A 24,758-nucleotide genomic window follows, 5' to 3' on the forward strand; every position below is an offset into this window, starting at 1 on the left:
GTAACCCACCACCCGCTGCCCCCGTCAGGACGTACGACCCACCGCCCCGTACCCGGGAATCACGCCGTCCTCCTGGCCCGGGATCGGCTCGCCCAGTTCCGGGTGCCACTTGTCGACCACCTCGACGCCGGGCTCGACCAGGTCGAGGTCGTCGAAGAAGCGGGCGAACTCGGTGCGGGAGCGCAGGGCGAGGGTGACGCCCGCGGCCTTGAGCTTCGCCGTCGCGGCCGCGGACTCCTCCGGGGTGAAGTCGGCGGTCGCGTGGGTCATCACGAGGTAGCTGCCCGCGGGCAGCGCGGCCAGCAGCCGGCCGACCAGGTCGTGCGCGCCGTCCTCGTCGGAGACGAAGTGCAGCAGGGCGACGAGGGAGAGCGCGATCGGCCGTTCGAAGTCGAGGATCCCCTTCGCGCCCTCGATGATGGCGTCCGGGTCGCGCACATCGGCCTGGAGGTACTCGGTGACGCCCTCCTCCGTACCGCGCAGCAGGGCCGCCGCGTGGGCCAGCACGATGGGGTCGTTGTCGCAGTAGACGACCCGCGCGTCGGGGGCGATCTCCTGGGCGACCTGGTGGAGGTTCGGCTCGGTCGGGATGCCGGTGCCGACGTCGAGGAACTGGCGGACGCCGTGCCCGGCGAGCCAGCGCGTGGCGCGGTGCATGAAGGCGCGGTTGACCTTGGCCATCACCGGCACGCGCGGGTCGAGGGCGAGCATCTGCCGGCCCATCGCCTCGTCGACCGGGTAGTTGTCCTTGCCGCCCAGATACCAGTCGTACATCCGTGCGGGATGGGGCTTGCTGGTGTCGATCTCGATGGAGGGCTGCCCGGTCATGACGAACTCCGTAAGTCTCTTCGGGGTCTTGCGTGGCAAGTGATCAACTGAGCACCAAAAATTAGGAACATGGGATCAAAGGGCTGGGAACGAGCCCTGGGAACAGCTGTCAGGACAGGAGGAAGTCCGCTTCTCCCGCCTTCGCGCCCTCGATGAAGGCGAGCATCTCGTCGGTGGTGTAGATCAGCGCCGGTCCTTCCGGGTCGGTGGACTGGCGGAGGGCGATCCGGCCGTCGGCGAGCTTCATCGCCTCCAGGCAGTTGCCGCCGTTGCCGCCGCTCCACGGCTTGTGCCAGCCTTCGCTGCCCAGTTCGCCGGCGGGCATGCCGTTGTAGATGCGGGCGCTCGCCCGCTCTGTGACCCGTTCAGTGGTCAGCTCATTGATTCGCTCGTGGCGTATCCGGGCCTTGGACGTCATGCGATCCATGCAGAGATTCAGAGCTCCTTGCGGAGATCCCGGAGGATCTCCTTCGTGCGATGTGCTGTAGCGGACTGAGCCGCCATGCGGTCCATGACCTCCAGGTGGGTTGCCACCTCGGTGCGCGAATCCAGATAGATGGCGCCGGTCAGGTACTCGCTGTAGACCATGTCCGGGAGTTCCGGCACGGCAAAACGAAAGAGCACGAAGGGCCCGTACGTGCCCGGGTGCGGCCCCGATGCGAAGGGGGCGACCTGGATCGTCACGTTGGGCAGGTTCGTGGCTTCGAGCAGTTTGTCGATCTGCGCACGCATCACCTCCGGTCCGCCCACCGGGCGGCGCAGGACGGTCTCGTCCATCACGACCCACAGCCGGGGCGCTCCGTCGCGAGTGAGCAGTCCCTGGCGTTCCATGCGCAGCGCGACATGGCGCTCGATGTCCTCGGGTCTGGTCTGGCCGATGGCGCCCGATTTCAGGACACCAAGGGCGTACTCCTCGGTCTGCAGCAGTCCGGGGACGAAGTGGGGCTCGTACTGGCGGATGAGGCCGGCCGCGCCCTCCAGGCTGACGTGCATGGAGAACCAGCCGGGCAGCACGTCGTGGAACCGCTGCCACCACCCGGGCTGGTTGGCGTCCTCGGCCAGCTGGACGAACGCCTCGGCCTCGTCGTCCGAGACGCCGTACGACTTCAGGAGGAGCTGGAGGTAGGGAATCTTGAGCGCGACCTCGGCCATCTCCATACGACGGACGGTGGCGGGGGCGACCCGGAGGATGCGCGCGGCCTCCTCGCGCCGCAGGCCCGCACGCTCCCGCAGGTCCAGCAGGCGCCGGCCGAGGACGACCTGTCCGACCGTCGGCGCGGACCGCGGTTCGCTCACGCTCCACCTCCATCGAGCACCGGAACACCCGGTGAAGATTCCTGACAGCCCGGCGGCGCCAAACCGGAATCTGTTCGAAGGTTTATTCGAAAACCTGCCGAAAGTCCCAACTGGCGCCGCTCCGCGTGCTGTTGCGAGCAGTGTGCCACGCCGTTCCACTCCGTCACACCGCACTCTGCATTTTTCAGAGTGACACTTGCCAAGTGTTCACGGCGGGGAGATAGTGGCAAGCGTGATCCCGTCCCCGCCCTTAGGAACAGACGCCGCCGCGGACCGCTCCGGTCCCGGGTCCGCAGCCTCGCTGCGCCCCGGTACGGCGGCCGAGCGCCGGTTCCGCTTCGAGCTGGCCGCCCATCCGGGCTCGCCCGCGCAGGCCCGTCGCCTGACGCGTGCCCGGCTCACGGGCTGGTCGGTCTGCGAGGACACCTGCGACACGGCGGCTCTCGTCGTCACCGAGCTGGTCACCAACGCCATCGTGCACACCGCGAGCAGCCACATAGTCTGCGAGCTGCACGACGGCGACGACCTGGTGCGCATAGCCGTGCGTGACGAGGGCTGCGCCCCCGGCGTGCCCCATCAGTCGCCGCAGCGCCCCGACGACGAGCAGGGGAGGGGGCTGCTCCTCGTCGAGGCCATGTGCAGGGCCTGGGGGGCCCAGGAGCACGGTCCCGGCCTGCTGGTCTGGGCGGAGCTCGCCCGTCGCGCCGACGCGGCCGCAGACGCCCAGGAGGGCACGGCGGCCCGCGGCGACCTCGGCTGGGGCGCGCCACCGCCCCGCCCGGGCACGCCCGGCGACCCGGAACCGGAGCCCGCCGACGACACACAGCCCGAGAACGGGCACCACGGGCGGCACCGGTTTCAACGCCACGCGACATCGGGGACGGGGACAGAGGCCGAATGGGTGTAAGGGGCAGTTCCACGGGGGGCCGGGTCGTGAGCATGGACACACTGGTGCGCATGAAACGCGGTCTGCACAGTGCGCCCCGCCCGGGAACTCCCCTGCGCCTCCCGATACCGGACGGCATGACCGCCCCCCTGGGCTGCGACGCGGTGGCGGTACCCGCCCGCTTCGGCCCACGCGTACTGCCCCGGCTCCCGCGCGTGGGCTGTGTGTACGCGGACGCGGGCCGCTGGTGGTGGCTGGTCCCCGCCGACTCCGACTACGCCCTGGAGTGGCCTGCCCCGTCGCACTACGCCACGGGAGCGGTGCTCCTCGACGCCCCGCGCGTCCCGTCCCTGCTGCACCGCCCGGCGGACACCCTGCCGTACACCCCGCCGATACCGCTCTACCTCGCCCTGTGCCAGGTGACGGGGACGACCCCCACCTGGTCGAGGCCGATCAGCGCCTGAGCGCCTTCACTCCCCCGCGGACCCGCCCCGCACGATCACCAGGAACGCGTCCGTGGCGAGGTCCATGACGACCTCCGCCGCCTGGCCCTCCAGACGGCATGCCTGTGCGAACTCCTCAGCCGGCCAGGAACCGCGCGGTCCGCCGGCGGGAAAGCGTTCGAGCACCTGTCGCCCGTTCACCCTGCACCTCCATGTAGCGCTGATCTCGTAGAGTTAAACGCTCATCATGGGGAAAAGGCCTCGCCAAGTGACCGTACTGAGACGTAGTTGACACGCGTTCACCGGCAGATGTGAGGATCGCCTCACCCTGTTACATCCTCGGAAACCCCTTTTGTCGCCCTCCGTATCAGTCCTCGTACTCGTCGTGACGCCGCACGCGCGCGTGGCCGTCGGGCGTCCCCAATGGCATGAGGTCCAGGAAACTCGTGGCCGAGCCGAGGCCGTCGAGGCCGCGTCCGTATGCCGAGTACGTGTGGAAGACCTGGTCGTGTTCCCGCAGGAAGCAGCTCACGCCGGACCGCTCGACGGCCTCCCCCGCGTTCCCGGACGTCACCAGGAAGTCGCGGTTGAAGTCGTTTCCGTACGACGAGTACCACGGCACCGTCCATCCCATGCGCGCCTTGAACGGCAGGATGCGGGTGTACGGCGCCCGGGACACGGCCGCGAACGAGGCGTCGCGGGCCCACAGGTGCGCCAGGTGACCGACGTTGTCGAGGAACTCCGAGCAGCCGGCGCAGCCCGCGTCCCACTCGGGGGCGAACATGAAGTGGTGGACGACGAGTTGGCGGCGGCCCTGGAAGAGGTCGAGCAGGGTGGCCTTGCCGTCGCCGCCCTCGAACACATATTCCTCGTCGACCGCGACCATGGGCAGCTCGCGCCGCTCGGCGTTCAGCGCGTCACGCGCGCGCGTGACGACCTCCTCCTTGACCAGCAACGCCTCGCGTGCCGCCCGCCATTGGTCGCGCGAAACGATCCGCGGAAGTGTCATCGCCCCTCCAGGCCCCCGTTGTGGAACGGTCCGTTCTCAGGGGTGGACCGACGGGGCGCGCGGAACTCATCGCCGCCCGGGAAAAAATCTCAGGTGTCGTAGTCCTGGATGCGCTTTCCGTGGCTCCGGTCGACGAGTGCGGGCAGCCGTTCGCCCAACTCGCGGACGATGCCCGGCACATCGAGGGTCAGCAGCTCGCGGTCGCGCATGAGGACACGGCCGTCGACGATCGTCGTACGCACGTCCGAGGAGCGGGCGCTGTGAACGAGGGTGGCGGCGACGTCGTGCACGGGCTGGGTGTGCGGCCCGGTGAGGTCGACGAGGACGATGTCGGCCCTCCGGCCGGGTGCCAGACTGCCGATCCGCTCGCCGAGTCCCACGGCCCGCGCGCTCTGCAGCGTGGCGTGGTGGAGGGCCTGGCGGGAGGTCAGCCAGCGGGGGTCGCCCTCGGTCGACTTCTGGATCAGCGAGGTGAGCGCCATGGACTCCCACACGTCGAGCGAGTTGTTGGAGGCGGCGCCATCGGTTGCGAGCCCGACGGGGACACCGATCTCGCGCAGGGCGCGCACCGGAGTGGTGGTGGGCCAGGCGAACTTGAGGTATCCACGGGGCGAGGTCGCCACGGCCGTACGTCCGTTCGTGCGCTCCAGGACGGGAAGGTCGCGCTCGACGATGCCGGTGCCGTGTGCGAGGAGGACGTCGAGGTCGCCGCTGAGGACGCCGGTGCGGGCCAGGACCTCGATCGGGGTGACGCCGTGGCGGGCGAGGCTGGTGTCGGTCTGGTCGCGGTTCTCGGCGGCGTGGATGTGGACGGGCAGGCCGTGTTCGCGGGCGAGGCCGGCGGTAGCGGCGAGGTCGGCGTCGTCGACGGTGTACGGGGCGTGCGGGGCGAGGGCGGTGGTGATACGGCCGCCTGCGCCGCCCCGGTGCCGCAGCGCGAACTCCAGCGACTTCTCGCGACCTTGGGGCCCCTGCGAGGAGAAGTACGCCTCACCGAGGTGCGCGCGGATCCCGCACTCCTCGACCACCGCGGCGACGGTGTCCATCGAGAAGTAGTGGTCGGCGAAGCAGGTGACCCCGCCGCGGATCATCTCGGCACAGGCGAGCCGCGCGCCCAGTTCCACGTCGATGTCCGTGAGGTTGGACTCGATCGGCCAGACGACGTCGTTGAACCACTCCTCGGTGGGCAGGTCCTCGGCGATCCCGCGCAACGCGACCATGGGGGCGTGCGTATGGCAGTTGACGAGCCCCGGCATGGCCACCTGCCCGCGCGCGTCGATACGTTCGACGGCATCCGGGACGTCGACTCCCACGCCGATCGCCTCGATGACCCCTCCCCGTACGACGATCGAGGTGTCCTCGGCGAACTCGATCCGTTCGTCGGCGCCGGTGTGGCGGAGGGCGGTGCAGCCGGTGATGACGAGGTCCGCCGGAGCGGCGGGAGAAGGCGTCATACGGCCACCGTACGACGCGCTCGTACCGGTGGGCGACGTGAACCGCGCATCCCCGCGTCGCCCTGTCGCCGGGGGCGGCGGCGCGGGCACGCTGGACGCACAACGTGACACAACGTCCGGAACTCACCGGAACGCGCGGGAAGTTGCCGGAAGTCGCTGGACCTGAGGGGGAGCCCGGCATGATCGTCGCGACCTGGAACCTGGAGAACCTCTACCGACCGGGCGGCCCGTTCGGCCCGAAGGACGAGGCGGCGTACGAGGCGAAACTCGCCGCCCTCGCCGCCGTGATCACGGAACTCGACCCGGCGCTGCTCGCCGTCCAGGAGGTCGGGGACGTCGAGGCACTGCACGATCTGATCGACCTGCTGGGCAGCGGCTGGTCCATCGCGACCTCGCGGCTCCCGGACAGCCGGGGCATCCGGGTCGGTTTCCTGGGCCGTCTGGCGTTCGAGGTGCTCGCCGACACGAACGCGTTCCCGGAGAAGCTGCGTCCGGTGCAGGTGGACGACTCGGGCCTGGAGGTCTCGGTGACGGGCCGTGGCTTCATGGCCGTGGAGGCGGACACCGAGGGCGGTCCGGTACGGGCGGCCGTCGCCCATCTGAAGTCCAAGCTGCTGTCGTACCCGAACGGCCGCTTCCACCCGCTCGACGAGGGCGAACGGGCCCGGTACGGCGCGTACGCCCTGTCCCGGCGTGCCGCCGAGGCGACCGCGCTGCGGGCCCTCGCCGACGAGCTGCTGGCCGGCGAGGGCCGCACGCGGGACGTGATGATCCTGGGCGACCTGAACGACGAGGTGCGGGCGGCGACCACCCAGATACTGCTCGGCCCGCCCGGCTCGGAGATCGGCACGCCCGGCTACGAGCACGACGACAAGGGCGACGCGACGCGCCTGTGGGACGTGGCCCCGCTCATTCCGGCCGAACAGCGCTACTCGCGGATCAACTCGGGCCACCGCGAACTGATCGACCACGTCCTCCTGAGCCACCACCTGCTCCGCCGCACGACGGAGGCGGGCACGGGCCTGCCCGGAACCGGGGCACCGACCCTCCCCTCGATCGGCCCTGACCCGGAGGCCCGGCGAGGCACACCGGGCTCGGACCACGCGCCGGTGTGGGTGCGGATCGACTGACGCGGAGTCCCCCCGGTCGACGCGGGCGGCGTCCCACCCGCGCGCGGGACACGCATCCGCTGACGTGGAGCCGCCCTCGGCCACGTGGGGGGGGCAGCTCGCCCTCAGCCCGTGAAGGGAGTCTCACCCGCGCGCGGGACGCGCATTCGCAGCCCGGGCGAGACGCGCCAGGCTCGCGCCGCGCCCGGTGTGGATACGGGTCGACCGACGTCAAGCTGTCCTCAGCCCGCGAGAAGCGCCTCACTCACACCCAACACCCGCACTCGCAGCCCGCCGAGGCGCATCCGGCTCGCACCACACCCCGGTGTGGATACGGATCGACCGACGCGTAGTGGTGCTCAGCCCGCGAGAGGCATCTCGCCCACACCCGATACCCGCACGCGCAGCCCCGCGCGCTCGCGTCGCTCGGCGAGCTCGTCCAGGAGTTCGGTGAGGTGTTCGGTGTGTCGGCGGGTGAGGCGGCCGGTGTCGTCGAGGTGCACGGCACAGGCGGTCGTTGTGTCGACAAGTCGTTCGAGGGTGGAGGCGACCTCCTCCGTACCCTCGGTGTGCCGTGCCAGGGCGGGCAGTTCGGCGGCGGAGTGCCCAATGGCGGTACGGGCCTCGGCGAGGGCGCGATAGGCCTCGCGGCGCAGCACCCAGCGCGCCTGGCGGTCGTCCGAGCCGCTCATCACATGCTGGAGGTAGGCCTGCGCGGCCTCGGCGGCCCGCGCCAGCCGCGCCTTCACGCCCCCGCCGCGCTGCCCGGGCATCGGCAGATGCCCCACGATCAGCACGATCGCGCAGGCCACCAGGGTCTCGACGATCCGGCTCCACGATGCCTGGGGCTCCCCGCCGACCATCACGAGGGCGAGCACGAGCACCGTGACGACAGCGGTCTGGGCGGCGAAGTGCCGGGTGGCGACGGGAATCAGCGCGCCGCTCAGGGCGACGAGGACGACGAGCCCCTCGGGCCGGGGCAGTACGGCGGCGAGGCCCGCGAAGGCGACGGCCCCGAGGACGGTCCCCGCCGCCCGGCACAGGACGCGCGAGACGAGCGGTCCGAGGTCGGGCTTGACGAGGAAGACGGCGGTGGCCGGAATCCAGTACCAGTGCTCGTGGTGCGTCGCCTGCGCGACGGCCGCGCCGGCCCCGAAGCAGAGCGCGACCCGCAGCCCGTACTCGCGCCCGCCGGAGTCGACGGCCGTGCGCAGCAGCGACGCGACGGTACGGCCCCGCTTGTGCAGGTCGTCCGTGTCGCCGCCCCCGTCGAAGGCGTCGGCGGCGTGCAGCAGCGCGTCGTCGAGGGCGCGCAGCCCCGGCGCGCTGCGGGCGGGGGCGGGCAGCGGACCGGTGTGCGTGTTGGTCCGTACGGCGGCGGCGAGGCGCCGGGGACCTTCGGCCACGCGCGCGTGGAGGGCGTCCCCGCTCCAGGCGAGGGCGGTCGCGGCCTCGGCGAGGGGCAGCGCGGCGGCGTACTGGGTGCGCAGCCGTCGCTCGTCCGCGGAAGTGGCGTACCGGCGCAGCCGGGGCCCGCCGAGGGCGTCCTGGGCGTGGTCGAGGGCGGCGGTGAGGGCGACGCGCCGGGAGCCGGCCTCGTCGGTTCCGGCGGCGTCGAGGAGATGGGCGACGGCGTCGTACACGGCGGCTACGGCGTCACGTTCGCCGTCGAAGCGGAAGTCACCGGCGGTGGCACCGGGGGTGGGCAGTACGAGGCGCAGGGCGAGCAGCCAGCCGGCGCCCGCGACGAAGAACAGGGCCCGTTCCCAGCCCGGCTCGGGCAGCGGCATCCCGGCCCCGATGGCGGCGGCGACGAGCAGTTGCGTACCGGCGCCGGACGCGACGGGCCCGATGGCGCTGATGCCGCCCGCGAGGAGTCCGAGGGCGGTGAGGACAAGGGTCAGCGGTACGGCTCCGAACTGCTGTCCGGCGTACGTTCCGACGATCAGTCCGGCGGCTCCGGCCAGCGCGGGCACGCCGAGGCGCCTGATGGAGGAACGCCGACTGCCCGGCCGGTCGTTGATCCCGGCGAGCATGGCCCCGAGCGCGGCGACGACACCTAGGGAGGTGCGGTCGGCCAGTACGCCGGCCAGCAGCAGCGGACCGGCGGACAGCGCACCCCGGACGACCGCGTTCCAGGGCACGGGTCCGCGCTGGGCGCGCAGCGCGTGGGCGAGCCAGGGCGGCAGAGCGAGACGCGGGCGCGTACTGCTGGGGCGTGACACGGGGCTCCTGTCGAGACGAGGGCGGGGGTGCGATGCCTTCGGGCGACGATGGCCGGGCTGTGGTGTCCACCGTAGATCGGGGCGTTGGAGGAGATGGGGCGCGAGTATTTCGGGGAAGTGACGGTTCGCCCGAAAGCCGCGTTCTTTATGAACGCAAGGGCGGACGGAGGGCGGGACGAGGGCCAAGGAGCGGAGAGTCAGGGACTCGGGCCGAAGGGCTGTTGAGTTGACGGGCTATTTGCGAGTTCCCGTATTCCGGTCCGCAACCCCGAAAAGCAGCTCGGCATCGTCGACGGCACGCACACTCGCCCGCTCGGAGGGATCACCGAGTGAGGCGATGATGTCGTCCACGCCCCGCAGTCCCGCCCGCTCCAGCAGGTGTTTCTCGTTGGTCACCCACTCCCCCTTCGCGGCAAGCACCGCGTGCCCGGTCTGCATGGCGGCGACCGCGATGGCTCCCGCGACCTCCGTACGGCGGTCCTCGGGTGCGTGGTTGGCCCTCGTGTAGGCGAGCGTGGCACGGGCGGTTCCGTACCAGCGTTCGCGGGCGGTGTGCCGGAGTCTCTCGGGGTAGGCCGGCGGACGGGGCAGCTGCCCTCGCAGCACCTCGTTGACCGCCAGCTCGGCGACGACCAGGTAGCTGGGGATCCCGGCGAGATGGAACAGCAGCGGCTCCACCCGGAACCGGCCCTCCTCCGCCTCCGCCAACTCGTGCTCGACCACGTCGAGTTCCCGGTAGTGGACGTCGACCCGCCGTCCCTCGACCGTCAGCCATGCCCCGCCGTTGAACACCCCGCCGCCCCAGCCGCCGATCTCGGAGACCTCGCCCGCCCAGCCGACGGCGCGCAGTTCGGCGGGGTCGAAGGCGCCCCGGTAGTAGACGGCGAGGTCCCAGTCGCTGTCGGGCCGATGCGTGTGCTGCGCACGCGAGCCGCCGAGAGCGACGGCACGGACGGCGGGCAGGTCGGCGAGACGATCGGCGACCCGGTCGAGAAAGGCCTGGTCGGAGAGGGTCCGGTCGAGGAGATTCTGGTCGGCGAAGTCCTGCTCGTCCGTCGGCATGCTTCCCAGCCTGCGGCAGGAACGCCGCAATCCGCACCGGTGCGACTCGGGTGATTGTCAGTGGTGGGCGCTTTAATGGGGGATGTCGTCACAGAGCGTGACGACCACGCTACGGGGGAGGTAGCCATGGCTTGCCATGCCGACGATCGGGGCTACGAGAAGCATGAGAACGAACACGAGGAGGACGGGCAGCGGTACGTCTCTCTGGCGGGACTGCGGACTCGCGGGTGGACCGGCAGGATGGTGCACCGGCTGCTCGGGGCGCCCGACCGCCTGAGCGCCAATCCACGGCTCAGGGCGGCGCCGCAGGTCCGGCTGTACCGGTTCGAACGGGTCGAGGCGGCCGAGCGGAGCGACGATTTCCGGCGGGTGTCGGAGTCCTCGGCGCGGCGGTCGGAGGCGGTGCGGAACGCGGTGCGGCGACGGCGGCTGGAGATCCTGGAGCGGATCAGGACGGAGCCGATCGAGGTACCACGGCTGGAGCCGGGCAAGCTGGCGCTGCGAGCGGTGGAACACCGGGCGCGACGGGAGGCGGCGACCGGCGGCCCGATCGAGCTGACCGACGGGGACTCCGCACAGGGCACGGGCCGCGCCTCTCTCGCCCCCTGGAAGGTCGACTATCTGCGGCACCGGATGAGTCACTACGGCCAGCTCCTGGACGGCATGCCGGGAGGCGAGCGGGACTCCGGCCGGGCCGAGGCCGAGGAACTGCTGCGCCGGCGGATCTGCGCGGCCATCGCCGAGGCGTATCCACCACTTGAACAGGAGTGCGAGAGGCAAACGCGCGATCAATGAGCGGGTCCACCGCCAAGGTGAACCCACCTGTGAGATCCCCTCCCGAGCCGGACAGGCACACCGCCCGCGTCCCTACGCTCCGCCCATGGAAGATGATCTCGCCCTGCGTGTGCACGAACGTCTGTCGGCCTGCCCCGGCCTGCGCCCGGTCGGGCAGGCCGAAGAACACCGGTTCGGGCGCTGGGACCTGGTCTCGCTCGCCGAGGGCGCCCTCGGCGAGTGCACCGACCCGGACTCGCTCACGGCCTCGCACGAGAAGCGGCTACGTGTCCGGCTGGGGACGTCCGGACGGGAGTACGAACAAAACGACGACTACTGCAGGAGGTACTGGATCTGGGACGGCGGTAGTGGCGATGGCGGAAATGGGGGCGGGCGGCCGAGGGGCCCGCTCGGGACCGTCGCCGTCGACACCTGGCCGACCGGTGTGGGCTCGCTGCGCGTCTCGTCGCTGTACGTCCATCCCGTCGCCCGGCGACGCGGCCTCGCCTCGTCGACGCTCGACACGGTGTACGAGGCGTGCCGGGCCGAGAACCTGAACGGCTTCCGCCTCGACACCTGCTGGACCTGGCAGCGGAACGTCCGCTACTACCTCAACCGGGGCCTGTGGGTGACGTCGTGGAAGCACTCGCTCGGGCTCGCCCGGCTGTCGTATCTGCCCCGGTACGAAGTCAGGGAGAACGGGGGCGAGTTGACGTTCCTGGTGGCGGAACCGGCCGTAAGCGACGGGGACTCACGCGCACCCGGGGTCATGGTCCCGCTGCTCGTCGCCGATGCCGTCGACGGGCGGCTACGACTGCGGGAGACGGAGCCGTACGCCCGTATGCGCGAGGAGCTGGACTCCGTCCGGTACTACGCGCGATCGACGCTCGCGCTGCATCTCGCGGTGCGCGGGCTGCCGTTGGTGAGAGGGGAGGAGGAGTGGGCCGAGGCGCTGGCGGGCCGGTGGTGCGACATCGGCGACCCGGAGGGGCTGGCACGGAAGATCGAGATCTTCGAGGGGGTGGCACGCGACGACGGCTGGCGGCTGACGGGCCTTTACGACCGGTCGTCGCACTCGCGCCACGACTGACGCGACCATCCGCACCCGGAAACCCAGGTGCGTCCGGTGCGGCACATCTGACAGGCTCCGCCCCCGTGACCACCTCATCCCCCGCCCCGAAGATCACCCTCCGCCGTGCGGTGCCCGACGATGCCGTCGCCGCGGCCGATGTGCTGCTGCGGTCCAGGGCCGCCGCCCTGCCGACCGTCGCCTGGCCACGGTCCGACGACGAGGTCCGCGGCCACTTCCGGAACGTGGTGGTGCCGCACCGCGAGACATGGGTCGCGGAGGCGTCGTCCGGGGGCGGGATCGTCGGCGTGATGGTGCTCGCCGGTGACAAGGTGTCCCAGCTGTATCTGCTCCCGGACTGGCGCGGGCACGGCATCGGCGACCTCTTCGTCGCCCTGGCGAAGGAGCGCAGCCCGGGCGGGCTGACCCTGTGGACCTTCCAGGTCAACGAGCCCGCCCACCGCTTCTACGAACGCCACGGCTTCGTCGCCGTCGAGCACACGGACGGCAGCGGGAACGAGGAGCGCGAGCCGGATGTGCGGTACGACTGGCAGCCGTGACGCACCCCGGGTCCCGCGAACTCGGGCTCACGGCCGTGCGTTGCGGGCGAGTTCGAGGGCGTACGACGGCCACCACTGCCCGGCCGCCGGGCCGCCCCGGCAGGTGCCGTCGGACTCGCCCGGCCGTTTGATCCACAGGCGGGCGTCGAGTCGCGGATGGCCGGTGACCGTCGTGGGCGGTGTCCCCAGGGCCCGCCCCGGCGGATTGCACCAGGACTCCGCGTCCGTGCCACCGGCACTGGTATCGGTGTAGGGGCCGTCGCCGTTGCGGCTGGTGTCCACGACGTAGTGCGTGCCGCCGAGCGCCTTCGACAGGGCGTCGCCGTAGGCCCGGCTGTCCGTGTCGGTGCGGAAGTTGGAGACGTTCAGGGCGAACCCGTCGGCCCGTCCCACGCCCGCCGCCCGCAACGCCTCGACCAGCCGCGTCGGCTCCGGGATCCAGCCGGAGTTGCCCGCGTCGAGGTACACGCGCGCTTGCGGCTGCCGTTTGATCCGCTCGACGGCGTACGCGAGCAGCCCGTACCGGTCCGCCGCCACGACCTGGGCGCAGCCCGCGACGACCTGCGCGACGGCATCCGGTTCGACGATCACATACGCGGCCCGGTCACCGAGCCCAGCCGCGAACTCGTCCACCCAGGCGCGGTAGTTCGACACGGTCAGGGCACCGCCGCCGGAGTACTGCCCGCAGTCCCGGCCCGGGATGTCGTACGCCACCAGCACGGCCGTCCGTCCGGCGCGCGCGACGGCCATGGTGACCGCCTGGACAGCAGTCCTGGGACTCGCCCCGGTCACCCACTCGGCCTGGGGACGGCTCGCGATCCGGTCCATCAGCGCGGCGTCGGCGTCACGCCCCACCGCCCGCCACTCGACGGCCTGCCGCGAGGCACTAGACCGGGGATCCACCCAGAGCAGCTCGAAGGCCGCCCCCTCACCCCCGGCACCGGCACCCGTCCCCGACATCCGGGCGCTCCTCTCCCCCAGCGCGCCCACACTGCAACCCCCCACAAGCAGCACGGCGACACAAGCCCTCGGCAACCACTTGGGCAAGGTGATCGACCTGGGCGATCTGCGCAACCTGGGCACCGGGACTCCGTTCCCGTCGCCCACGGGCCACGCGGCGACAACGATCCGACCTCCCCGGAGTCTGCGGTCACCACCGCCCCGCACCACGCACGGCCCCACCGAGCCGCCCCAAGATCACCCCACCGGCGCCGGACCATCCAGCCCGTCCGGCGTTTGAGGACGAGCGCGTTCAGCGCGACAAGGGGGGTCTGGGGGCGCAGCCCCCAGGAACAGGATGGGACGGGTAGGGGCGGCGGGGGCGAAAAACCCACACCGCACCCTCACTCCCCCACCCGCCCCCACCCCCGCCGCTTCGGCAACGGCTTCGCATAACTCCCCGACCGACTCGTCGTCAGCCCCAACGCGACCAGCGACTCCGCCAGCTTGATCGCCGCGCCCACCCCGTCGACCACCGGCAGCCCCAGCTTCTCCCCCACCGCCCGCTGCAGTCCGGTCATCCCGGCGCAGCCCAGGACCAGTACCTCGGCCCCCGCCGCCACCGCCCGCTCGGCCGCCGCGACGAACGCCTCCTCGGTCCGCCGGTCGTCGCCGAGGTCGAGGACGCCGAGACCGGTGCCCACGACGGCGGCGCAGTTCCGGCCGACGCCGGCGGTGTCCAGGCTGTCCTCGATCTGGCCGCACGACCGTTCGAGCGTGGTGACGACCCCGTACCGCCGCCCCAGCAGACACGCGAGGTGCGCGGCGGCCTCGGTGATGTCGACGACGGGCACGTCCACCAACTCCCGTACGCCTTCGCGCCCGTGCTCGCCGAACCCGGCCATGACGACGGCGTCGTACGGACCGTCGTACGTCCGCAGGGTGTCGAGGACCGCGGCGGCCGAGAGATAGCTGTCGAGCCAGCCCTCCGCCGACTCGGGGCCCCACCCGGGGGTGAGCCCGAGCACGCTGGTGCCCGGGCCTGCGGCGGCCCGGGCACCTCGTACGATCTCCTCGGTCATCCCCTGCGTCGTGTTGCAGTTGGTGACGACGATCCGCACGCTCAGCCCTCCACAGCAGCGGAAGCAGAAGCGGACGGTGATTCCGCGACCGCCTCGGCCCGTTCGTCCCGGCACAGCAGCGCGTACAGCCCAGCCGCCAGCGCCGTACCGATGAACCACGAGTACGGGGCCACGTCGCTGAAGTCCTTCACCAGGGCGAGCACCGCCGCGACGCCGGCCGCGGGCAGGAAGGCCCACAGGGCCTTGGGGTTGACGCCCTTGCGGTAGTAGTAGCGCGATCCGGGCTGGGCGTTGAAGAGTTCGTCGACGTCGATGCGGCCCTTCTTGACCCAGAAGTAGTCGAGCATGATCACGCCGAACAGCGGTCCCAGGAAGGCGCCGAGGCCGCCGAGGAAGTACTGGACGACCGTGGGGTTGGAGAAGAGGTTCCACGGGGTCACCACCAGCGCGGCGACCGTGCTGATCATGCCGCCGACCTTGAAGGTGATCTTCTGCGGCCAGACGTTGGCCAGGTCGTACGCGGGTGAGACGAAGTTGGCGACGATGTTGACGCCCATGGTGGCGATGGCGAAGGTCAGTGCCGCCAGTACCAGCACCCAGGTGTTGCCGACCTTGGCGACCAGCTCCGCCGGGTCGGTGATGGCCTCGCCGAACACCTCGATGGAACCGGCCGTGACGATGACCGAGACGATCACGAAGGCGGTCGAGTTGAAGGGCAGACCCCAGAAGTTGCCGCGCTTGACGGTCCTGTAGTCGGGCGCGAAGCGGGAGAAGTCGCAGAAGTTGAGCATCAGCGTGCCGTACGTGGCGAGAATCAGCCCGATCGCACCGAACCACTGCCGCCACTGCTCGCCGACGGAGACCGGGTTCGGCGTGGAGGTCAGCGAGATGGTCCAGCCGGCCTTGGCGAGGACCCAGACGGCGAGCGCGATCATGACCAGCCAGATCGCCGGACCGCAGAAGTCCTGGAACTTGCGGACCGACTCCATGCCCTGACTGATGATCAGCGCCTGGACCAGCCACAGCGAGACGAAGGACAGCCAGCCCAGCGCGTCGAGCCCGAGGAACGAGTTGTGCGTCCAGGATTCGAGGCCCGGCCAGGCCGCGAGCAGCATGACGTTGACGGCGACGGAGGCCAGATAGGTCTGGATGCCGTACCACATGATGGCGATGACGGCCCTGATCAGCGCCGGGATGTTGGCGCCCCAGACGCCGAAGCTGATCCGGCTGACGACGGGGAACGGAACGCCGTGCCGCTGGCCGATCTTCCCCATCCAGTTCATGCCGATATAGATGATCACGAAGCCGACGAGGAGCGAGGTGAAGATCTGCCAGACGTTCATGCCGAGGACCAGCAGGCCCGCCGCGAACGTGTAGTTGCCGAGGTTGTGGACGTCGGACATCCACATCGCGAAGAGGTCGAAGACCTTCCAGTTGCGCTTGCCCGCGGGCGCGAGGTCTTCGTTGGTGAGCCGGGGATCGGGGACGAAGGCTGGGGTACCGGTGGCTTCGGCACGGTCGGCGAGGGACACGGGGTCCTCCATGGGCGAGGGAGCGGGGACTAGGACTAGAGGCGCGGCAGTTTTGGTATACCAAACTGCCGTCATGGTCTCCCCGTCAAGAGTCCGGTCCGATGTCCGCTCCGTTACGGCTCCGTAAATCACGCCCGGGTCGGCGAAGATGGGCCCATGACGAAGATCGAACCGCTCGGAGCGGTGCGCGAGCGGGTCCTGGGGGCCCTGCGGGAGGAGATCATCGCGGGCCGCCTCGGCCCCGGCGACCGGCTGGTCGAACGCGAACTGGCCGAGCGCTTCGGGGTGTCCCGGGTCCCCGTCCGCGAGGCGATCCGGGCCCTGGTCGCCGAGGGCTTCGTCCTCTTCGAGACCCCGCGCCGCACGGTCGTACGCCGTCTCACCCCGACCGACGTGGACGAACTCTTCGAACTGCGCGAGGCGTTGGAGGTCTACGCGTCCGGCCTCGCCGCGTCCCGCGCGACCCCGGCGGACCTGGCGGAACTGGCGGAACTCCTCGACCGGGCCGCTACGGCGACCGCGGCGGGCGACGCGGAGACGATCACCGACATCAACACCCGCTTCCACGACCGCATCCTGGCCACGGCCGGCAACAGCCTGCTGATCTCGGTCATGGAACCGGTCGACGGCCGGCTCCGCTGGCTCACCCGCCGCAACGAGGAGTGGGCCCAACTCCTCACCGAACACCGCGAGTTGTACGAGGCGATCGCATCCGGCGACCCGGCGCGGGCCCGCGCGCACGCCCTGACCCACGTCCAGGCCAACCACCGCTCGACGGTACGGCACCTCTTCGGAACGGAGGGCGACCTGTGACCGCCCGTACGGTGATCGGCGCCGCCCGCACCCGTCCCTGCACCCTGGTCGTCTGCCGTGGCTGCTGCTGCGGCGACCCGCGCAAGTACCCCGGCTACGACCACGACTGGCAGCTGGACCGGCTGCGCGCGGCGGCCGCCGCCTCCGCCGGACGCCTCGCGGTCCGTACGGCGGACTGCCTCGGCCCCTGCGACCAGGCGAACATCATCGTCGTACAGCCGTCGGGCGAGGGCCGCAGGCGTGGCGGCAAGACCGTGTGGATCGGCTGGTCGATGGGCGACGACTGCACCGACGAGATAATCGGCTGGGCGGAGGCGGGCGGCCCGGGCGTCGCCCCTCCCCCTCCCACACTGGAACTCCAGTTCGTGCAGTCGGCGGGCGAGCGCACCCGGGCCCAGGCCCGAACGCGCCGTCGCTGAGTGGCTGAGAGGCTCAGCCCCGGGCCGCGTACCGGTCCGTCGCCGCGACCAGCTCGTCCACCATGCCCGGCGCCCCCGCGTTGTGCCCGACCTCGTCGACGACGATCAACTCACTGCCGGGCCAGGCGTGCTGGAGCCGCCACACCGTGCCGAGCAGATTTCCGGGGTCGAGGCTGCCCTGGACGAGGGTGCCGGGGATGTTCTTGAGCCGGTGCGCGTCACGCAGTACGACTCCCTCCGCGCCCTCGTTCCCCTCGCCCAGGAAGTGGTCGTTGCCCCAGTAGTGGGTGACGGTCCGGGCGAAGCCCATACGGAACACCGGGTCCTCATAGCGCGGCACGGAACGGGGCGGGGCCGGGACCATGGCCGTCTCCCAGTCGGTCCACGCACGCGCGGCGCGTGCCCGCACCTCGAGGTCGGGCGACTCCAGCAGCCGGTTGTACGCGGCGGCCAGGTTCCCGTCCCGCTCGCCCTCGGGCACCCCGGCGCGGAACTCCTCGAACGCCTCGGGGAACAGGTTCCCCAAGCCCCTGGTCAGCAGGGCCACTTCGGCGTCGGAACCGGTCGCGACCGCGGTGAGCACCAGCTCGGACACCACCTCCGGATGCGTCTGCGCGTACCGCAGCCCGAGCACCGACCCCCACGACACGCCCCACACCAGCCACCGCTCGATCCCCAAATGCCGCCGCAGCAGCTCCAGGTCGGCCATGATGTGGCCCGTCGTGTTGACGCTCATGTCGGTGTCGTACGCGCTCGCGTGCGGTGTCGAACGCCCGCAACCGCGCTGGTCGAGCAGCACGATCCGGTAGGCGGCCGGATCGAAGTACCGCCGGAAGCGCGGGTTCGCCCCCGACCCCGGCCCGCCGTGCAGCATCACCGCCGGCTTGCCTCGCGGATTCCCGCAGACCTCCCAGTGGACGCGGTTGCCGTCCCCGACGTCGAGCATGCCGTGGTCGTACGGTTCGATCTCCGGATACAGGCCCATCAGGGCAACGTAACGTGCGTACGCCGATCCGGTCGCGCCAATTCTCGCCGCTGACGTTCTCACTCCTGATGCGGGAGGCCGGCGGCGCTCGCCGCGTCCCGCAGCACACCACGGAGCATCTCGGGCGTGAGGCGGCCGGTGAAGGTGTTGCGCTGGCTGACGTGGAAGCAGCCGAAGAGCCGCAGCCCGCCGCCGAGCGTGACCCGCGCCCCGTGCGCGAAGGCGGGGCGTGGACGCGGCACACTCCAGCCGGCCGCGTGGAGGGCGGGCAGCGTGGCCTGCCAGCCGAACGCCCCGAGCACCACCACGGCCCGCAGTGTCGGCCGGAGCAGCTCCAGCTCGCTCACCAGCCACGGCCGGCACGCGTCCCGCTCCTCGGGCGTCGGCCTGTTGGCGGGCGGGGCGCAGTGCACGGGCGAGGTGATGCGTACGCGGTACAGTTCGAGCCCGTCGTCGACACTCACCGAAGCTGCCTGCGACGCGAGCCCCACCTCGTGCAGCGCCGCGTACAGCACGTCTCCGGAGCGGTCCCCGGTGAACATCCGCCCGGTCCGGTTCCCGCCGTGGGCAGCGGGCGCCAGCCCGACGACCAGCAGCCGGGCATCGGCCGGCCCGAACCCCGGCACCGGCCGCCCCCAGTAGTCCCAGTCGGCGAAACCGGCCCGCTTGGTACGGGCGACCTCCTCCCGCCAGGCGACCAGCCGAGGGCAGAGCCGGCATCCGGCGATCCGCTCGTCGAGCCCGGTCAGTCCGGTCGGCCCGGTCAGGTCGGCCGGATCACTGGTGTCCATAGGTCCACGGTAGAGCGGGGGCCCGGAGCACAGGACCGGAAAAACCCGTCCGGCCCGCCCGACCCGGAGTACTAAAGTCGAGGGCATGGCAACTGGCAGGGCTTCCGAGGACCCGGACACCGAGGGCGGCGCGCCCATCGAAGACGGCACCGTCGCCGCCCCGGCACCGGTCTCCCCTGCGGTGGCCGCGGCCGACGCCGCCGGTCCGGCGAGCGGCGAGACCGTCCGTATCGACAGCTGGATCTGGTCCGTACGTCTCGTGAAGACCCGCTCCATGGGCGCGACCGCCTGCCGGGGCGGCCACGTACGCGTCAACGGCGATCGGGTGAAGCCCGCGTACGCCGTGCGCGTCGGCGACGAGGTACGTCTCCGCCACGCCGGCCAGGAGCGGATCGTCGTGGTGAAGCGCCTGATCCGCAAGCGGGTCGGCGCCCCGGTGGCCGTCCAGTGCTACGTCGACAACAGTCCGCCGCCGCTCCCTCGCGAGGTCGTCGCCCCGGCCGGCATCCGCGACCGAGGCACGGGCCGCCCGACCAAACGCGACCGTCGCGACATGGAACGCCTACGAGGCATCACCGGATCGGGAGTCGGACCGGCAGGCGCTACCGGCCCCGACGCCGCCCCGTAGGGACCGCCAGGGCCCACGCGGCCTCAGCGACCGTCCGACCAGGTCCCCTCGACCCGGTCGGACGCCACCCCAGCCGCAGTACCTAGCTCCGATCACGCCTGTCGTCGCAGCAGCAGCACCAGCCGCGCGTTGTGTCCTCGGCGGGCCCAGGCTATGAGGGTCAGCGGCAGGATGAGGATCAGCGGTGTCGCCGCGTACTGCCCGTCGAAGACGGTGACCTGCACGACGAACGCGCCCACCATCAGCGCGCCCAGTGCCATCGCGGCCACCGACTGCAGCGCAGGTATCAACAGCGCGACGGCTCCGGCCAGTTCGAGCAGACCGATGGTGTACATGCCCGCGCTGCCCCAGCCCATCCGGTCGAAGGACTCGACGGCCGACGGGTGCGCGATCAGCTTGGGCAACGCACTCGCGAACGCGTAGAAGAGGGCGAGCACCACCTGGAGCGCCCGCAGCGCGATCCAGGCTCGCCGCGCACGAGCGGACCCGGCCCCGGCGGAGTTGACGGACATGACGGGCGTGACATGAGCAGTGGTCTCGGACATGGAGGTCTCCTGTGTGAAGCGGTTCGCGTTGCTGTCACGGAGACAGACCGACCGTCGGCCCGGAACTCATCGCCGTCCGACGGGACTTCTCACCCACTCACCGCCCTCACCCAGATCCCGTCCTCCGTCAGATACCGGTCGACGCTCAACCTCGCTTCCCTCAGTGCCTCCTCGAACTGCTCCTTGGTCAACGGCCGGGCCAGGAAGGTCTGTGTCCATACCGCGTCCGGGAACTCGTACTCCGCGCGCACCGAGTTGACGCCGTCCCCGACCGGCTCCGACGACACCATCCGTAACGTGAACCCGCTCGGGTCGACCCGCTCGCGCGGCAGGTTCGTGTGGTAGTCCGCGCCCTCGCGCTGGATCAGCACATGGCCGCCCTCCGCGACGTGCCGGACGCAGGTCCGCAGCAGCCCCCGCCGTACCTCGACGTCCCCGGCGTGCACGAGGAACGACGCCAGCATGACCACGTCGAACTTCTCGCCCAGGTCCAACTCCTCGATCGGGCCGCATATCGTGCGTGCTCCCCGGACGCGTTCCAGCATCTCGGCCGACTCGTCCACCGCCGTGACCGTGAAACCGCGCTCCAGAAGCGGGTGGGTCATGCGTCCGACGCCGCTGCCCAGCTCCAGGATGTGCGCACCCGCGGGCACCGCCGCGGCGATGATGTCCGGCTCGTCCCCGATCGGCAGCCGTGAGTAGAGCTCGACCGCGCAGCCGTCCGGGGTGATCGCACCGGGCCCCGTGCCTTCGTATCCTTCTCGCATCTCCATCTTCATGCCCACACAACGACCCACGTCCGCACGGCCGTTCCCGCTCTCCGCCTGTTCACTCGTTCGAGTCAAACCGTCGGCAGCGGGAACCATCCGTGCCCGATGTACCAGTGGCCGCCGACCCGCAGATGGTCCCCGACGGCCCGCTCCACGGTGGTCCGGCGGGGCAGGTCGGCCACCGGCAGGTCGGGATTCCCGAACACGAACTGGACGGGTTCGGTGTCGGCCGGCTCGCCCGCCTCCCCCGCGATCCGGAACCGTTCCTGGAAGCGGACGATGTTGGAGTCCGCCCCCAGATACCGCTTCAGCTGTGGATCCAGCAGCCAGGAGTGACAGACCCCGGCCGTGTACCGCTCCCCCGGAAAGTGCCGTGCGAAGAAGTCCAGGGCCAGCGCCAGGGACCGGTCACAGGCGGCCGGGGACAGCGGCCCGTGGAAGTCGGGGATGTGCAGGCTGAGGCACATCGCGTCGGTGTCGGCGGCCAGACCTGCGCCGGCGAGCAGCTCCGCCGTCCGCTCCCCCACCCTCGCCCGCTGGAACTGCAGCCGCCCCAGCTGGAACAGCTCCCCGTGGAAGTGCAGCGCGATCCACCACGGTGCCTGCAGGCCGCCCCGGCCGTACCTCCTGCGGTACACCACCATGTTCCGCCCGAGGTCGGCGAGCGTACGGCGGGACACCTCGGGCGGCACCCCGAGCGCGTGGTGGTGGGCACGTACGTACGGGAGCGCCGCGAGGAACACGTACACGGCGAAGTACCGCCCCAGGACCCCCGGCTCCCCACTCACACGCTTGTCCGCCCGTTCGTCCGCCGGCCCGGCGAGCTGTTCCGCGATCCGTTCGCCGGGCCAGGGCGCCGCCCCGCCGATCTCCCCCATGTCCCGCACGAGCCCTTCGACGCACTCCTCCAAGAGCCGCATCGCGTCGAGGTCGTGGGTCAACGGGCGTCGCAGTGCGATCAGTTCGTTGATGTCCTCATGGGGTACGGCCAGGTCGAGCAGGATCTCGGGAAGGTCGTCGGCGTCCGGCAGCACGGTGTGGTTCCCCCCGGTCGTTTTCGGCGGCCGGCGGCTCGTCCGACGGCCCTTGGTGAACGTCCGGAGCGAAGAGTACGTTGCAGGAAGGAGCGGTGTGATCCCGATGCGTACAGGCAGTGAGCCGATGACAGCGCGCAGTGCTCTGCGGGCGCGTCTCTGGCTGAGCGTGTGGGGGCTGGTCTGGGCGATCGCGGGGACGGTCGCGTTCGTGCTCGCCGGGCGCCCCGGGTGGGCGGCTGCCTGCGGCGTCCTGTGGCTGGTGGTCACGGTCGACCTGGCCATGATCATCCGGCACATCCGGCAGGGCCCGCACTACCAGCCGGGCCCCGACATCCCGCCGTACCGGCCGCCGGAGCAGCGCGGCCCGTGAACCCGCACCCGCGCGCGGACCCTCAGGACGGCGAGTCGTCGAAGCGTGCCGCTTCGAGATAGCGCGGGTTCGGGTCGAGCGCCGCCGCCAGCCGGAAGTGGCGCTTGGCCTGCTCCGGGCGGCGCTGGCGCTCGTAGGTGCGGGCGAGCGCGTAGTGCGCGAACGCATTGTCCGGCTCGCGCTCCAGGACGATCGTGAACTCCAGCTCGGCGGGGCGCAGTTGGGCGGCGGCGAAGAACGCACGCGCGCGCAGCAGCCGGGCGGCCGTGTTCTCGGGGTGGGCGGCGATCACGGGGTCGAGCAGTTTCACCGCGCCACGGGGATCACGCGCGGCGAGCAGTCGCTCTGCCGCGCGGAAGTCGATGACATGCGTCTCCGGAGTTCGTCCGGTCCATCCGCTGGTCTCGGGCACGGCTGAGTCCTTCCCTCGCTACGGCGGTTCAACGCCCGGACACGGCAACGCTATTCCTGGGACGCCCACGCTCTGCGTACGAGATCGACCCATACGTCCGTTACGCGCCGTTCCAGGTCTGCCAGGGGTACGTCGTTGTCGATGACGACGTCCGCGATCTCCAGGCGTTTCTCGCGGGTGGCCTGGGCGGCCATCCGCGCGCGTGCGTCGTGTTCCGTCATGCCGCGCAGCCGGATCAGCCGGTCCAGCTGGGTCTCGGGGCTCGCGTCGACGACGATCACCAGGTCGTACAGCGACTTGAGGCCGTTCTCGGCGAGCAGCGGTACGTCGTGGATCACGACGTCGTCCTCGGCCGCGGCGGCTTCGAGGGCGCGGGAGCGGGCGCCCACCAAGGGGTGCACGATCGAGTTCAGGAGGGCGAGCTTCTCCGGGTCGGCGAAGACGATCGAGCCCAGCTTGGGCCGGTCCAGGCCGCCGTCCTCGGCGAGCACCTCCGTACCGAAGGCGTCGACGACAGCCGCGAGGCCCTCGGTTCCCGGCGCGACGACCTCGCGCGCGATGCGGTCCGCGTCGATCAGGACGGCGCCCCGCGCGACGAGCAGCCGCGACACCTCGCTCTTGCCGGCCCCGATGCCGCCGGTCAGGCCCACTGTCAGCATGCCCGGCAGCTTAGGGCCTGCCACTGACAGCGTCCGCGACAGGGCACCGGCGAGGGCTCAGCCCTCGCCCTCCCGCTCCGCGAGGAAGCGCTCGAACTCCAGCCCGATCTCGTCCGCGGACGGAATGTCGACCGGCTCGGCGAGCATGTTGCCCCTGCTCTCGGCGCCCGCGGCCGCGTCGTACTGGTGCTCAAGACCCTGAACGAGGGCCACAAGATCCTCGTCGCCCTCCTGGATCTGGCGGTCGATCTCCGTCTGGGTGCGGTGGGCGTCCGTACGCAGCGTGTGCGCGATGCCGGGCAGGACCAGTCCTGTGGCCGCCGTGATGGCCTCCAGGACGGTCAAGGCGGCGTCCGGATACGGCGAGCGGGCGATGTAGTGCGGGACGTGCGCGGCGACGCCCAGGACGTCGTGGCCGGCCTCCATGAGGCGGTACTCGACGAGCGACTCGGCGCTGCCGGGGACCTGCGCCTCCTCGAAGGGGCTGCGATGGCCCGGCACCAGTTCGTTGCGGTTGCCGTGCGGGGTGAGACCCACAGGGCGGGTGTGCGGGACGCCCATGGGGATGCCGTGGAAGTTCACGGACAGCCGGACACCGAGGCGCTCGACGATCTGCTGGACGGCCGCGGCGAAGCGCTCCCACTCGACGTCCGGCTCGGGTCCGGAGAGCAGCAGGAAGGGCGCCCCGGTGGCGTCCTGGACGAGCCGCACATCGAGCGTGGGCACCTCGTAGTCGGTCCAGCGGTCGCGCTTGAACGTCAGCAGCGGGCGCCGCGCGCGGTAGTCCACGAGCCGGTCGTGGTCGAAGCGGGCCACCACCTGGTGGGGCAGTGTGTCGAGCAGCCGGTCGACGATCTGGTCGCCGGTCTCGCCCGCGTCGATGTATCCGTCGAAGTGGTAGAGCATGACAAGACCGGCCGACTCCTGCGCCAACGCCATGTCGACGACAGCCAGGCCCTTCGGCTCCCATGCGTACAAACCCTGCGGATCAAGCACAGTGACCGCTCCTCCTTGTGTTCGTACTGCACAACGTGGCACGGGGCGCGGGCATTCCCGCCCGC

The 24,758-nt window shown here is 71.2% G+C and carries 29 protein-coding genes; 10 read left to right on the forward strand and 19 right to left on the reverse strand.

Annotation, left to right across the window (positions count from 1 at the left end; all coding sequences use genetic code 11):
• Positions 1-24: 24 nt before the first annotated feature.
• The 3 genes from ACFYXF_RS15250 to ACFYXF_RS15260 all read right to left on the reverse strand — a co-directional run bounded on the left by ACFYXF_RS15250 (position 25) and on the right by ACFYXF_RS15260 (position 2,124).
• Complete coding sequence (locus tag ACFYXF_RS15250) at positions 25-828, reverse strand: SAM-dependent methyltransferase (RefSeq protein ID WP_389350033.1); 804 nt, start codon at positions 826-828, stop codon at positions 25-27.
• A gap of 109 nt (positions 829-937) precedes the next feature.
• Positions 938-1,153, reverse strand: coding sequence for a DUF397 domain-containing protein (locus ACFYXF_RS15255; protein ID WP_105973954.1), 216 nt, complete (start codon positions 1,151-1,153; stop codon positions 938-940).
• A 110-nt stretch (positions 1,154-1,263) separates the two neighbouring features.
• Positions 1,264-2,124: a helix-turn-helix transcriptional regulator gene (locus tag ACFYXF_RS15260; RefSeq protein WP_389350034.1), complete on the reverse strand. Its 861-nt coding sequence runs from the start codon at positions 2,122-2,124 to the stop codon at positions 1,264-1,266.
• A 223-nt stretch (positions 2,125-2,347) separates the two neighbouring features.
• Here ACFYXF_RS15260 and ACFYXF_RS15265 point away from each other — a divergent pair, with 223 nt between their 5' ends.
• Together ACFYXF_RS15265 and ACFYXF_RS15270 are read left to right on the forward strand one after the other, a co-directional pair.
• Positions 2,348-3,031, forward strand: a complete 684-nt coding sequence (locus tag ACFYXF_RS15265; RefSeq protein WP_389350035.1) for an ATP-binding protein — start codon at positions 2,348-2,350, stop codon at positions 3,029-3,031.
• On the forward strand, positions 3,022-3,474 hold the full coding sequence (locus ACFYXF_RS15270; RefSeq protein WP_389350036.1) for a hypothetical protein: 453 nt from the start codon (positions 3,022-3,024) through the stop codon (positions 3,472-3,474). Before ACFYXF_RS15265 ends, ACFYXF_RS15270 begins: the two co-directional genes overlap by 10 nt.
• Positions 3,475-3,480: 6 nt before the next feature.
• Here the strand turns inward: ACFYXF_RS15270 and ACFYXF_RS15275 are convergent, their stop codons facing one another.
• The 3 genes from ACFYXF_RS15275 to ACFYXF_RS15285 form a co-directional block, all read right to left on the reverse strand.
• Entirely contained in the window at positions 3,481-3,654 is a 174-nt protein-coding gene (locus tag ACFYXF_RS15275; RefSeq protein ID WP_389350037.1) for a hypothetical protein, read from the reverse strand.
• 166 nt (positions 3,655-3,820) lie between these two features.
• On the reverse strand, positions 3,821-4,462 hold the full coding sequence (locus ACFYXF_RS15280) for a DUF899 domain-containing protein (RefSeq protein ID WP_389350038.1): 642 nt from the start codon (positions 4,460-4,462) through the stop codon (positions 3,821-3,823).
• An 89-nt stretch (positions 4,463-4,551) separates the two neighbouring features.
• A complete protein-coding gene (locus tag ACFYXF_RS15285; protein ID WP_389350039.1) occupies positions 4,552-5,916 on the reverse strand; it encodes an amidohydrolase in 1,365 nt (454 codons plus the stop codon).
• A 179-nt stretch (positions 5,917-6,095) separates the two neighbouring features.
• On the opposite strand from ACFYXF_RS15285, the gene ACFYXF_RS15290 reads away from it, so the two are divergent.
• Positions 6,096-7,046, forward strand: coding sequence for an endonuclease/exonuclease/phosphatase family protein (locus ACFYXF_RS15290; protein WP_389350040.1), 951 nt, complete (start codon positions 6,096-6,098; stop codon positions 7,044-7,046).
• Positions 7,047-7,384: 338 nt separating this feature from the next.
• Here ACFYXF_RS15290 and ACFYXF_RS15295 read toward each other — a convergent pair whose 3' ends face one another.
• Together ACFYXF_RS15295 and ACFYXF_RS15300 are read right to left on the reverse strand one after the other, a co-directional pair.
• Positions 7,385-9,250, reverse strand: coding sequence for an FUSC family protein (locus ACFYXF_RS15295; protein ID WP_389350041.1), 1,866 nt, complete (start codon positions 9,248-9,250; stop codon positions 7,385-7,387).
• Between the two features lie 234 nt (positions 9,251-9,484).
• Positions 9,485-10,312, reverse strand: coding sequence for a nucleotidyltransferase domain-containing protein (locus tag ACFYXF_RS15300; protein WP_389350042.1), 828 nt, complete (start codon positions 10,310-10,312; stop codon positions 9,485-9,487).
• A gap of 126 nt (positions 10,313-10,438) precedes the next feature.
• On the opposite strand from ACFYXF_RS15300, the gene ACFYXF_RS15305 reads away from it, so the two are divergent.
• The 3 genes from ACFYXF_RS15305 to ACFYXF_RS15315 all read left to right on the forward strand — a co-directional run bounded on the left by ACFYXF_RS15305 (position 10,439) and on the right by ACFYXF_RS15315 (position 12,715).
• The gene (locus tag ACFYXF_RS15305; RefSeq protein ID WP_389350043.1) at positions 10,439-11,107 is read left to right on the forward strand and encodes a hypothetical protein; all 669 of its coding nucleotides are present in this window, start codon (positions 10,439-10,441) and stop codon (positions 11,105-11,107) included.
• A gap of 85 nt (positions 11,108-11,192) precedes the next feature.
• On the forward strand, positions 11,193-12,176 hold the full coding sequence (locus tag ACFYXF_RS15310; RefSeq protein ID WP_389350044.1) for a GNAT family N-acetyltransferase: 984 nt from the start codon (positions 11,193-11,195) through the stop codon (positions 12,174-12,176).
• A 65-nt stretch (positions 12,177-12,241) separates the two neighbouring features.
• Positions 12,242-12,715, forward strand: a complete 474-nt coding sequence (locus tag ACFYXF_RS15315) for a GNAT family N-acetyltransferase (RefSeq protein WP_389350045.1) — start codon at positions 12,242-12,244, stop codon at positions 12,713-12,715.
• A gap of 27 nt (positions 12,716-12,742) precedes the next feature.
• Here the strand turns inward: ACFYXF_RS15315 and ACFYXF_RS15320 are convergent, their stop codons facing one another.
• The 3 genes from ACFYXF_RS15320 to ACFYXF_RS15330 all read right to left on the reverse strand — a co-directional run bounded on the left by ACFYXF_RS15320 (position 12,743) and on the right by ACFYXF_RS15330 (position 16,268).
• Entirely contained in the window at positions 12,743-13,798 is a 1,056-nt protein-coding gene (locus ACFYXF_RS15320; RefSeq protein WP_389350046.1) for a glycoside hydrolase family 6 protein, read from the reverse strand.
• 260 nt (positions 13,799-14,058) lie between these two features.
• Positions 14,059-14,775: an aspartate/glutamate racemase family protein gene (locus tag ACFYXF_RS15325; RefSeq protein ID WP_389350047.1), complete on the reverse strand. Its 717-nt coding sequence runs from the start codon at positions 14,773-14,775 to the stop codon at positions 14,059-14,061.
• A gap of 2 nt (positions 14,776-14,777) precedes the next feature.
• Positions 14,778-16,268, reverse strand: coding sequence for an NCS1 family nucleobase:cation symporter-1 (locus ACFYXF_RS15330; protein ID WP_389350048.1), 1,491 nt, complete (start codon positions 16,266-16,268; stop codon positions 14,778-14,780).
• 156 nt (positions 16,269-16,424) lie between these two features.
• On the opposite strand from ACFYXF_RS15330, the gene ACFYXF_RS15335 reads away from it, so the two are divergent.
• A complete protein-coding gene (locus ACFYXF_RS15335) occupies positions 16,425-17,081 on the forward strand; it encodes a GntR family transcriptional regulator (RefSeq protein WP_389350049.1) in 657 nt (218 codons plus the stop codon).
• Positions 17,078-17,500 carry a (2Fe-2S) ferredoxin domain-containing protein gene (locus tag ACFYXF_RS15340; protein ID WP_389350050.1) on the forward strand — a complete coding sequence of 141 codons (423 nt, stop codon included), beginning with the start codon at positions 17,078-17,080 and terminating at the stop codon, positions 17,498-17,500. The genes ACFYXF_RS15335 and ACFYXF_RS15340 overlap by 4 nt, the downstream gene beginning before the upstream one ends.
• A 13-nt stretch (positions 17,501-17,513) precedes the next feature.
• On the opposite strand, the gene pip is transcribed toward ACFYXF_RS15340, so the two are convergent.
• On the reverse strand, positions 17,514-18,485 hold the full coding sequence (gene pip, locus ACFYXF_RS15345) for a prolyl aminopeptidase (protein ID WP_389350051.1): 972 nt from the start codon (positions 18,483-18,485) through the stop codon (positions 17,514-17,516).
• A 59-nt stretch (positions 18,486-18,544) separates the two neighbouring features.
• Entirely contained in the window at positions 18,545-19,276 is a 732-nt protein-coding gene (locus ACFYXF_RS15350; protein ID WP_389350052.1) for a uracil-DNA glycosylase, read from the reverse strand.
• A gap of 85 nt (positions 19,277-19,361) precedes the next feature.
• Between ACFYXF_RS15350 and ACFYXF_RS15355 the strand changes: the two genes are divergently transcribed.
• Entirely contained in the window at positions 19,362-19,904 is a 543-nt protein-coding gene (locus ACFYXF_RS15355) for an RNA-binding S4 domain-containing protein (protein ID WP_389350053.1), read from the forward strand.
• A 92-nt stretch (positions 19,905-19,996) separates the two neighbouring features.
• On the opposite strand, the gene ACFYXF_RS15360 is transcribed toward ACFYXF_RS15355, so the two are convergent.
• The 3 genes from ACFYXF_RS15360 to ACFYXF_RS15370 all read right to left on the reverse strand — a co-directional run bounded on the left by ACFYXF_RS15360 (position 19,997) and on the right by ACFYXF_RS15370 (position 22,253).
• Positions 19,997-20,449 carry a DoxX family protein gene (locus ACFYXF_RS15360; protein WP_389350054.1) on the reverse strand — a complete coding sequence of 151 codons (453 nt, stop codon included), beginning with the start codon at positions 20,447-20,449 and terminating at the stop codon, positions 19,997-19,999.
• Between the two features lie 89 nt (positions 20,450-20,538).
• The gene (locus tag ACFYXF_RS15365) at positions 20,539-21,216 is read right to left on the reverse strand and encodes a class I SAM-dependent methyltransferase (protein ID WP_389350055.1); all 678 of its coding nucleotides are present in this window, start codon (positions 21,214-21,216) and stop codon (positions 20,539-20,541) included.
• Positions 21,217-21,290: 74 nt separating this feature from the next.
• Positions 21,291-22,253 carry an acyltransferase domain-containing protein gene (locus ACFYXF_RS15370; protein WP_389350056.1) on the reverse strand — a complete coding sequence of 321 codons (963 nt, stop codon included), beginning with the start codon at positions 22,251-22,253 and terminating at the stop codon, positions 21,291-21,293.
• Positions 22,254-22,359: 106 nt separating this feature from the next.
• On the opposite strand from ACFYXF_RS15370, the gene ACFYXF_RS15375 reads away from it, so the two are divergent.
• The gene (locus ACFYXF_RS15375; RefSeq protein WP_389350057.1) at positions 22,360-22,626 is read left to right on the forward strand and encodes a DUF6343 family protein; all 267 of its coding nucleotides are present in this window, start codon (positions 22,360-22,362) and stop codon (positions 22,624-22,626) included.
• 22 nt (positions 22,627-22,648) lie between these two features.
• Here ACFYXF_RS15375 and ACFYXF_RS15380 read toward each other — a convergent pair whose 3' ends face one another.
• From ACFYXF_RS15380 to ACFYXF_RS15390, 3 genes are read right to left on the reverse strand one after another with little or no spacing between them, the layout of a single operon-like run.
• Positions 22,649-23,038 carry a tetratricopeptide repeat protein gene (locus ACFYXF_RS15380; RefSeq protein ID WP_369033646.1) on the reverse strand — a complete coding sequence of 130 codons (390 nt, stop codon included), beginning with the start codon at positions 23,036-23,038 and terminating at the stop codon, positions 22,649-22,651.
• Positions 23,039-23,088: 50 nt separating this feature from the next.
• Positions 23,089-23,697, reverse strand: a complete 609-nt coding sequence (coaE, locus tag ACFYXF_RS15385) for a dephospho-CoA kinase (protein ID WP_389350058.1) — start codon at positions 23,695-23,697, stop codon at positions 23,089-23,091.
• 57 nt (positions 23,698-23,754) lie between these two features.
• Positions 23,755-24,693 (reverse strand): PAC2 family protein, encoded by a 939-nt coding sequence (locus tag ACFYXF_RS15390; RefSeq protein ID WP_369033644.1) that lies wholly within the window; start codon positions 24,691-24,693, stop codon positions 23,755-23,757.
• Positions 24,694-24,758 lie beyond the last annotated feature (65 nt).

The organism is Streptomyces sp. NPDC002680, from assembly GCF_042889145.1.
Classification (GTDB): Bacteria; Actinomycetota; Actinomycetes; order Streptomycetales; family Streptomycetaceae; genus Streptomyces; species Streptomyces adonidis.

Excerpts from the sequence above, each read along its gene's own strand:
- ACFYXF_RS15285 (WP_389350039.1), bottom strand. The coding sequence starts at position 5,916 with ATGACGCCTTCTCCCGCCGCTCCGGCGGACCTCGTCATCACCGGCTGC.
- ACFYXF_RS15305 (WP_389350043.1), top strand. The coding sequence starts at position 10,439 with ATGGCTTGCCATGCCGACGATCGGGGCTACGAGAAGCATGAGAACGAA.
- ACFYXF_RS15310 (WP_389350044.1), top strand. The coding sequence starts at position 11,193 with ATGGAAGATGATCTCGCCCTGCGTGTGCACGAACGTCTGTCGGCCTGC.
- coaE (WP_389350058.1), bottom strand. The coding sequence starts at position 23,697 with ATGCTGACAGTGGGCCTGACCGGCGGCATCGGGGCCGGCAAGAGCGAG.
- pip (WP_389350051.1), bottom strand. The coding sequence starts at position 18,485 with ATGGGCCTGTATCCGGAGATCGAACCGTACGACCACGGCATGCTCGAC.
- ACFYXF_RS15250 (WP_389350033.1), bottom strand. The coding sequence starts at position 828 with ATGACCGGGCAGCCCTCCATCGAGATCGACACCAGCAAGCCCCATCCC.
- ACFYXF_RS15335 (WP_389350049.1), top strand. The coding sequence starts at position 16,425 with ATGACGAAGATCGAACCGCTCGGAGCGGTGCGCGAGCGGGTCCTGGGG.
- ACFYXF_RS15280 (WP_389350038.1), bottom strand. The coding sequence starts at position 4,462 with ATGACACTTCCGCGGATCGTTTCGCGCGACCAATGGCGGGCGGCACGC.
- ACFYXF_RS15255 (WP_105973954.1), bottom strand. The coding sequence starts at position 1,153 with ATGCCCGCCGGCGAACTGGGCAGCGAAGGCTGGCACAAGCCGTGGAGC.
- ACFYXF_RS15290 (WP_389350040.1), top strand. The coding sequence starts at position 6,096 with ATGATCGTCGCGACCTGGAACCTGGAGAACCTCTACCGACCGGGCGGC.
- ACFYXF_RS15270 (WP_389350036.1), top strand. The coding sequence starts at position 3,022 with ATGGGTGTAAGGGGCAGTTCCACGGGGGGCCGGGTCGTGAGCATGGAC.
- ACFYXF_RS15355 (WP_389350053.1), top strand. The coding sequence starts at position 19,362 with ATGGCAACTGGCAGGGCTTCCGAGGACCCGGACACCGAGGGCGGCGCG.
- ACFYXF_RS15350 (WP_389350052.1), bottom strand. The coding sequence starts at position 19,276 with ATGGACACCAGTGATCCGGCCGACCTGACCGGGCCGACCGGACTGACC.
- ACFYXF_RS15365 (WP_389350055.1), bottom strand. The coding sequence starts at position 21,216 with ATGCGAGAAGGATACGAAGGCACGGGGCCCGGTGCGATCACCCCGGAC.
- ACFYXF_RS15375 (WP_389350057.1), top strand. The coding sequence starts at position 22,360 with ATGCGTACAGGCAGTGAGCCGATGACAGCGCGCAGTGCTCTGCGGGCG.
- ACFYXF_RS15300 (WP_389350042.1), bottom strand. The coding sequence starts at position 10,312 with ATGCCGACGGACGAGCAGGACTTCGCCGACCAGAATCTCCTCGACCGG.
- ACFYXF_RS15360 (WP_389350054.1), bottom strand. The coding sequence starts at position 20,449 with ATGTCCGAGACCACTGCTCATGTCACGCCCGTCATGTCCGTCAACTCC.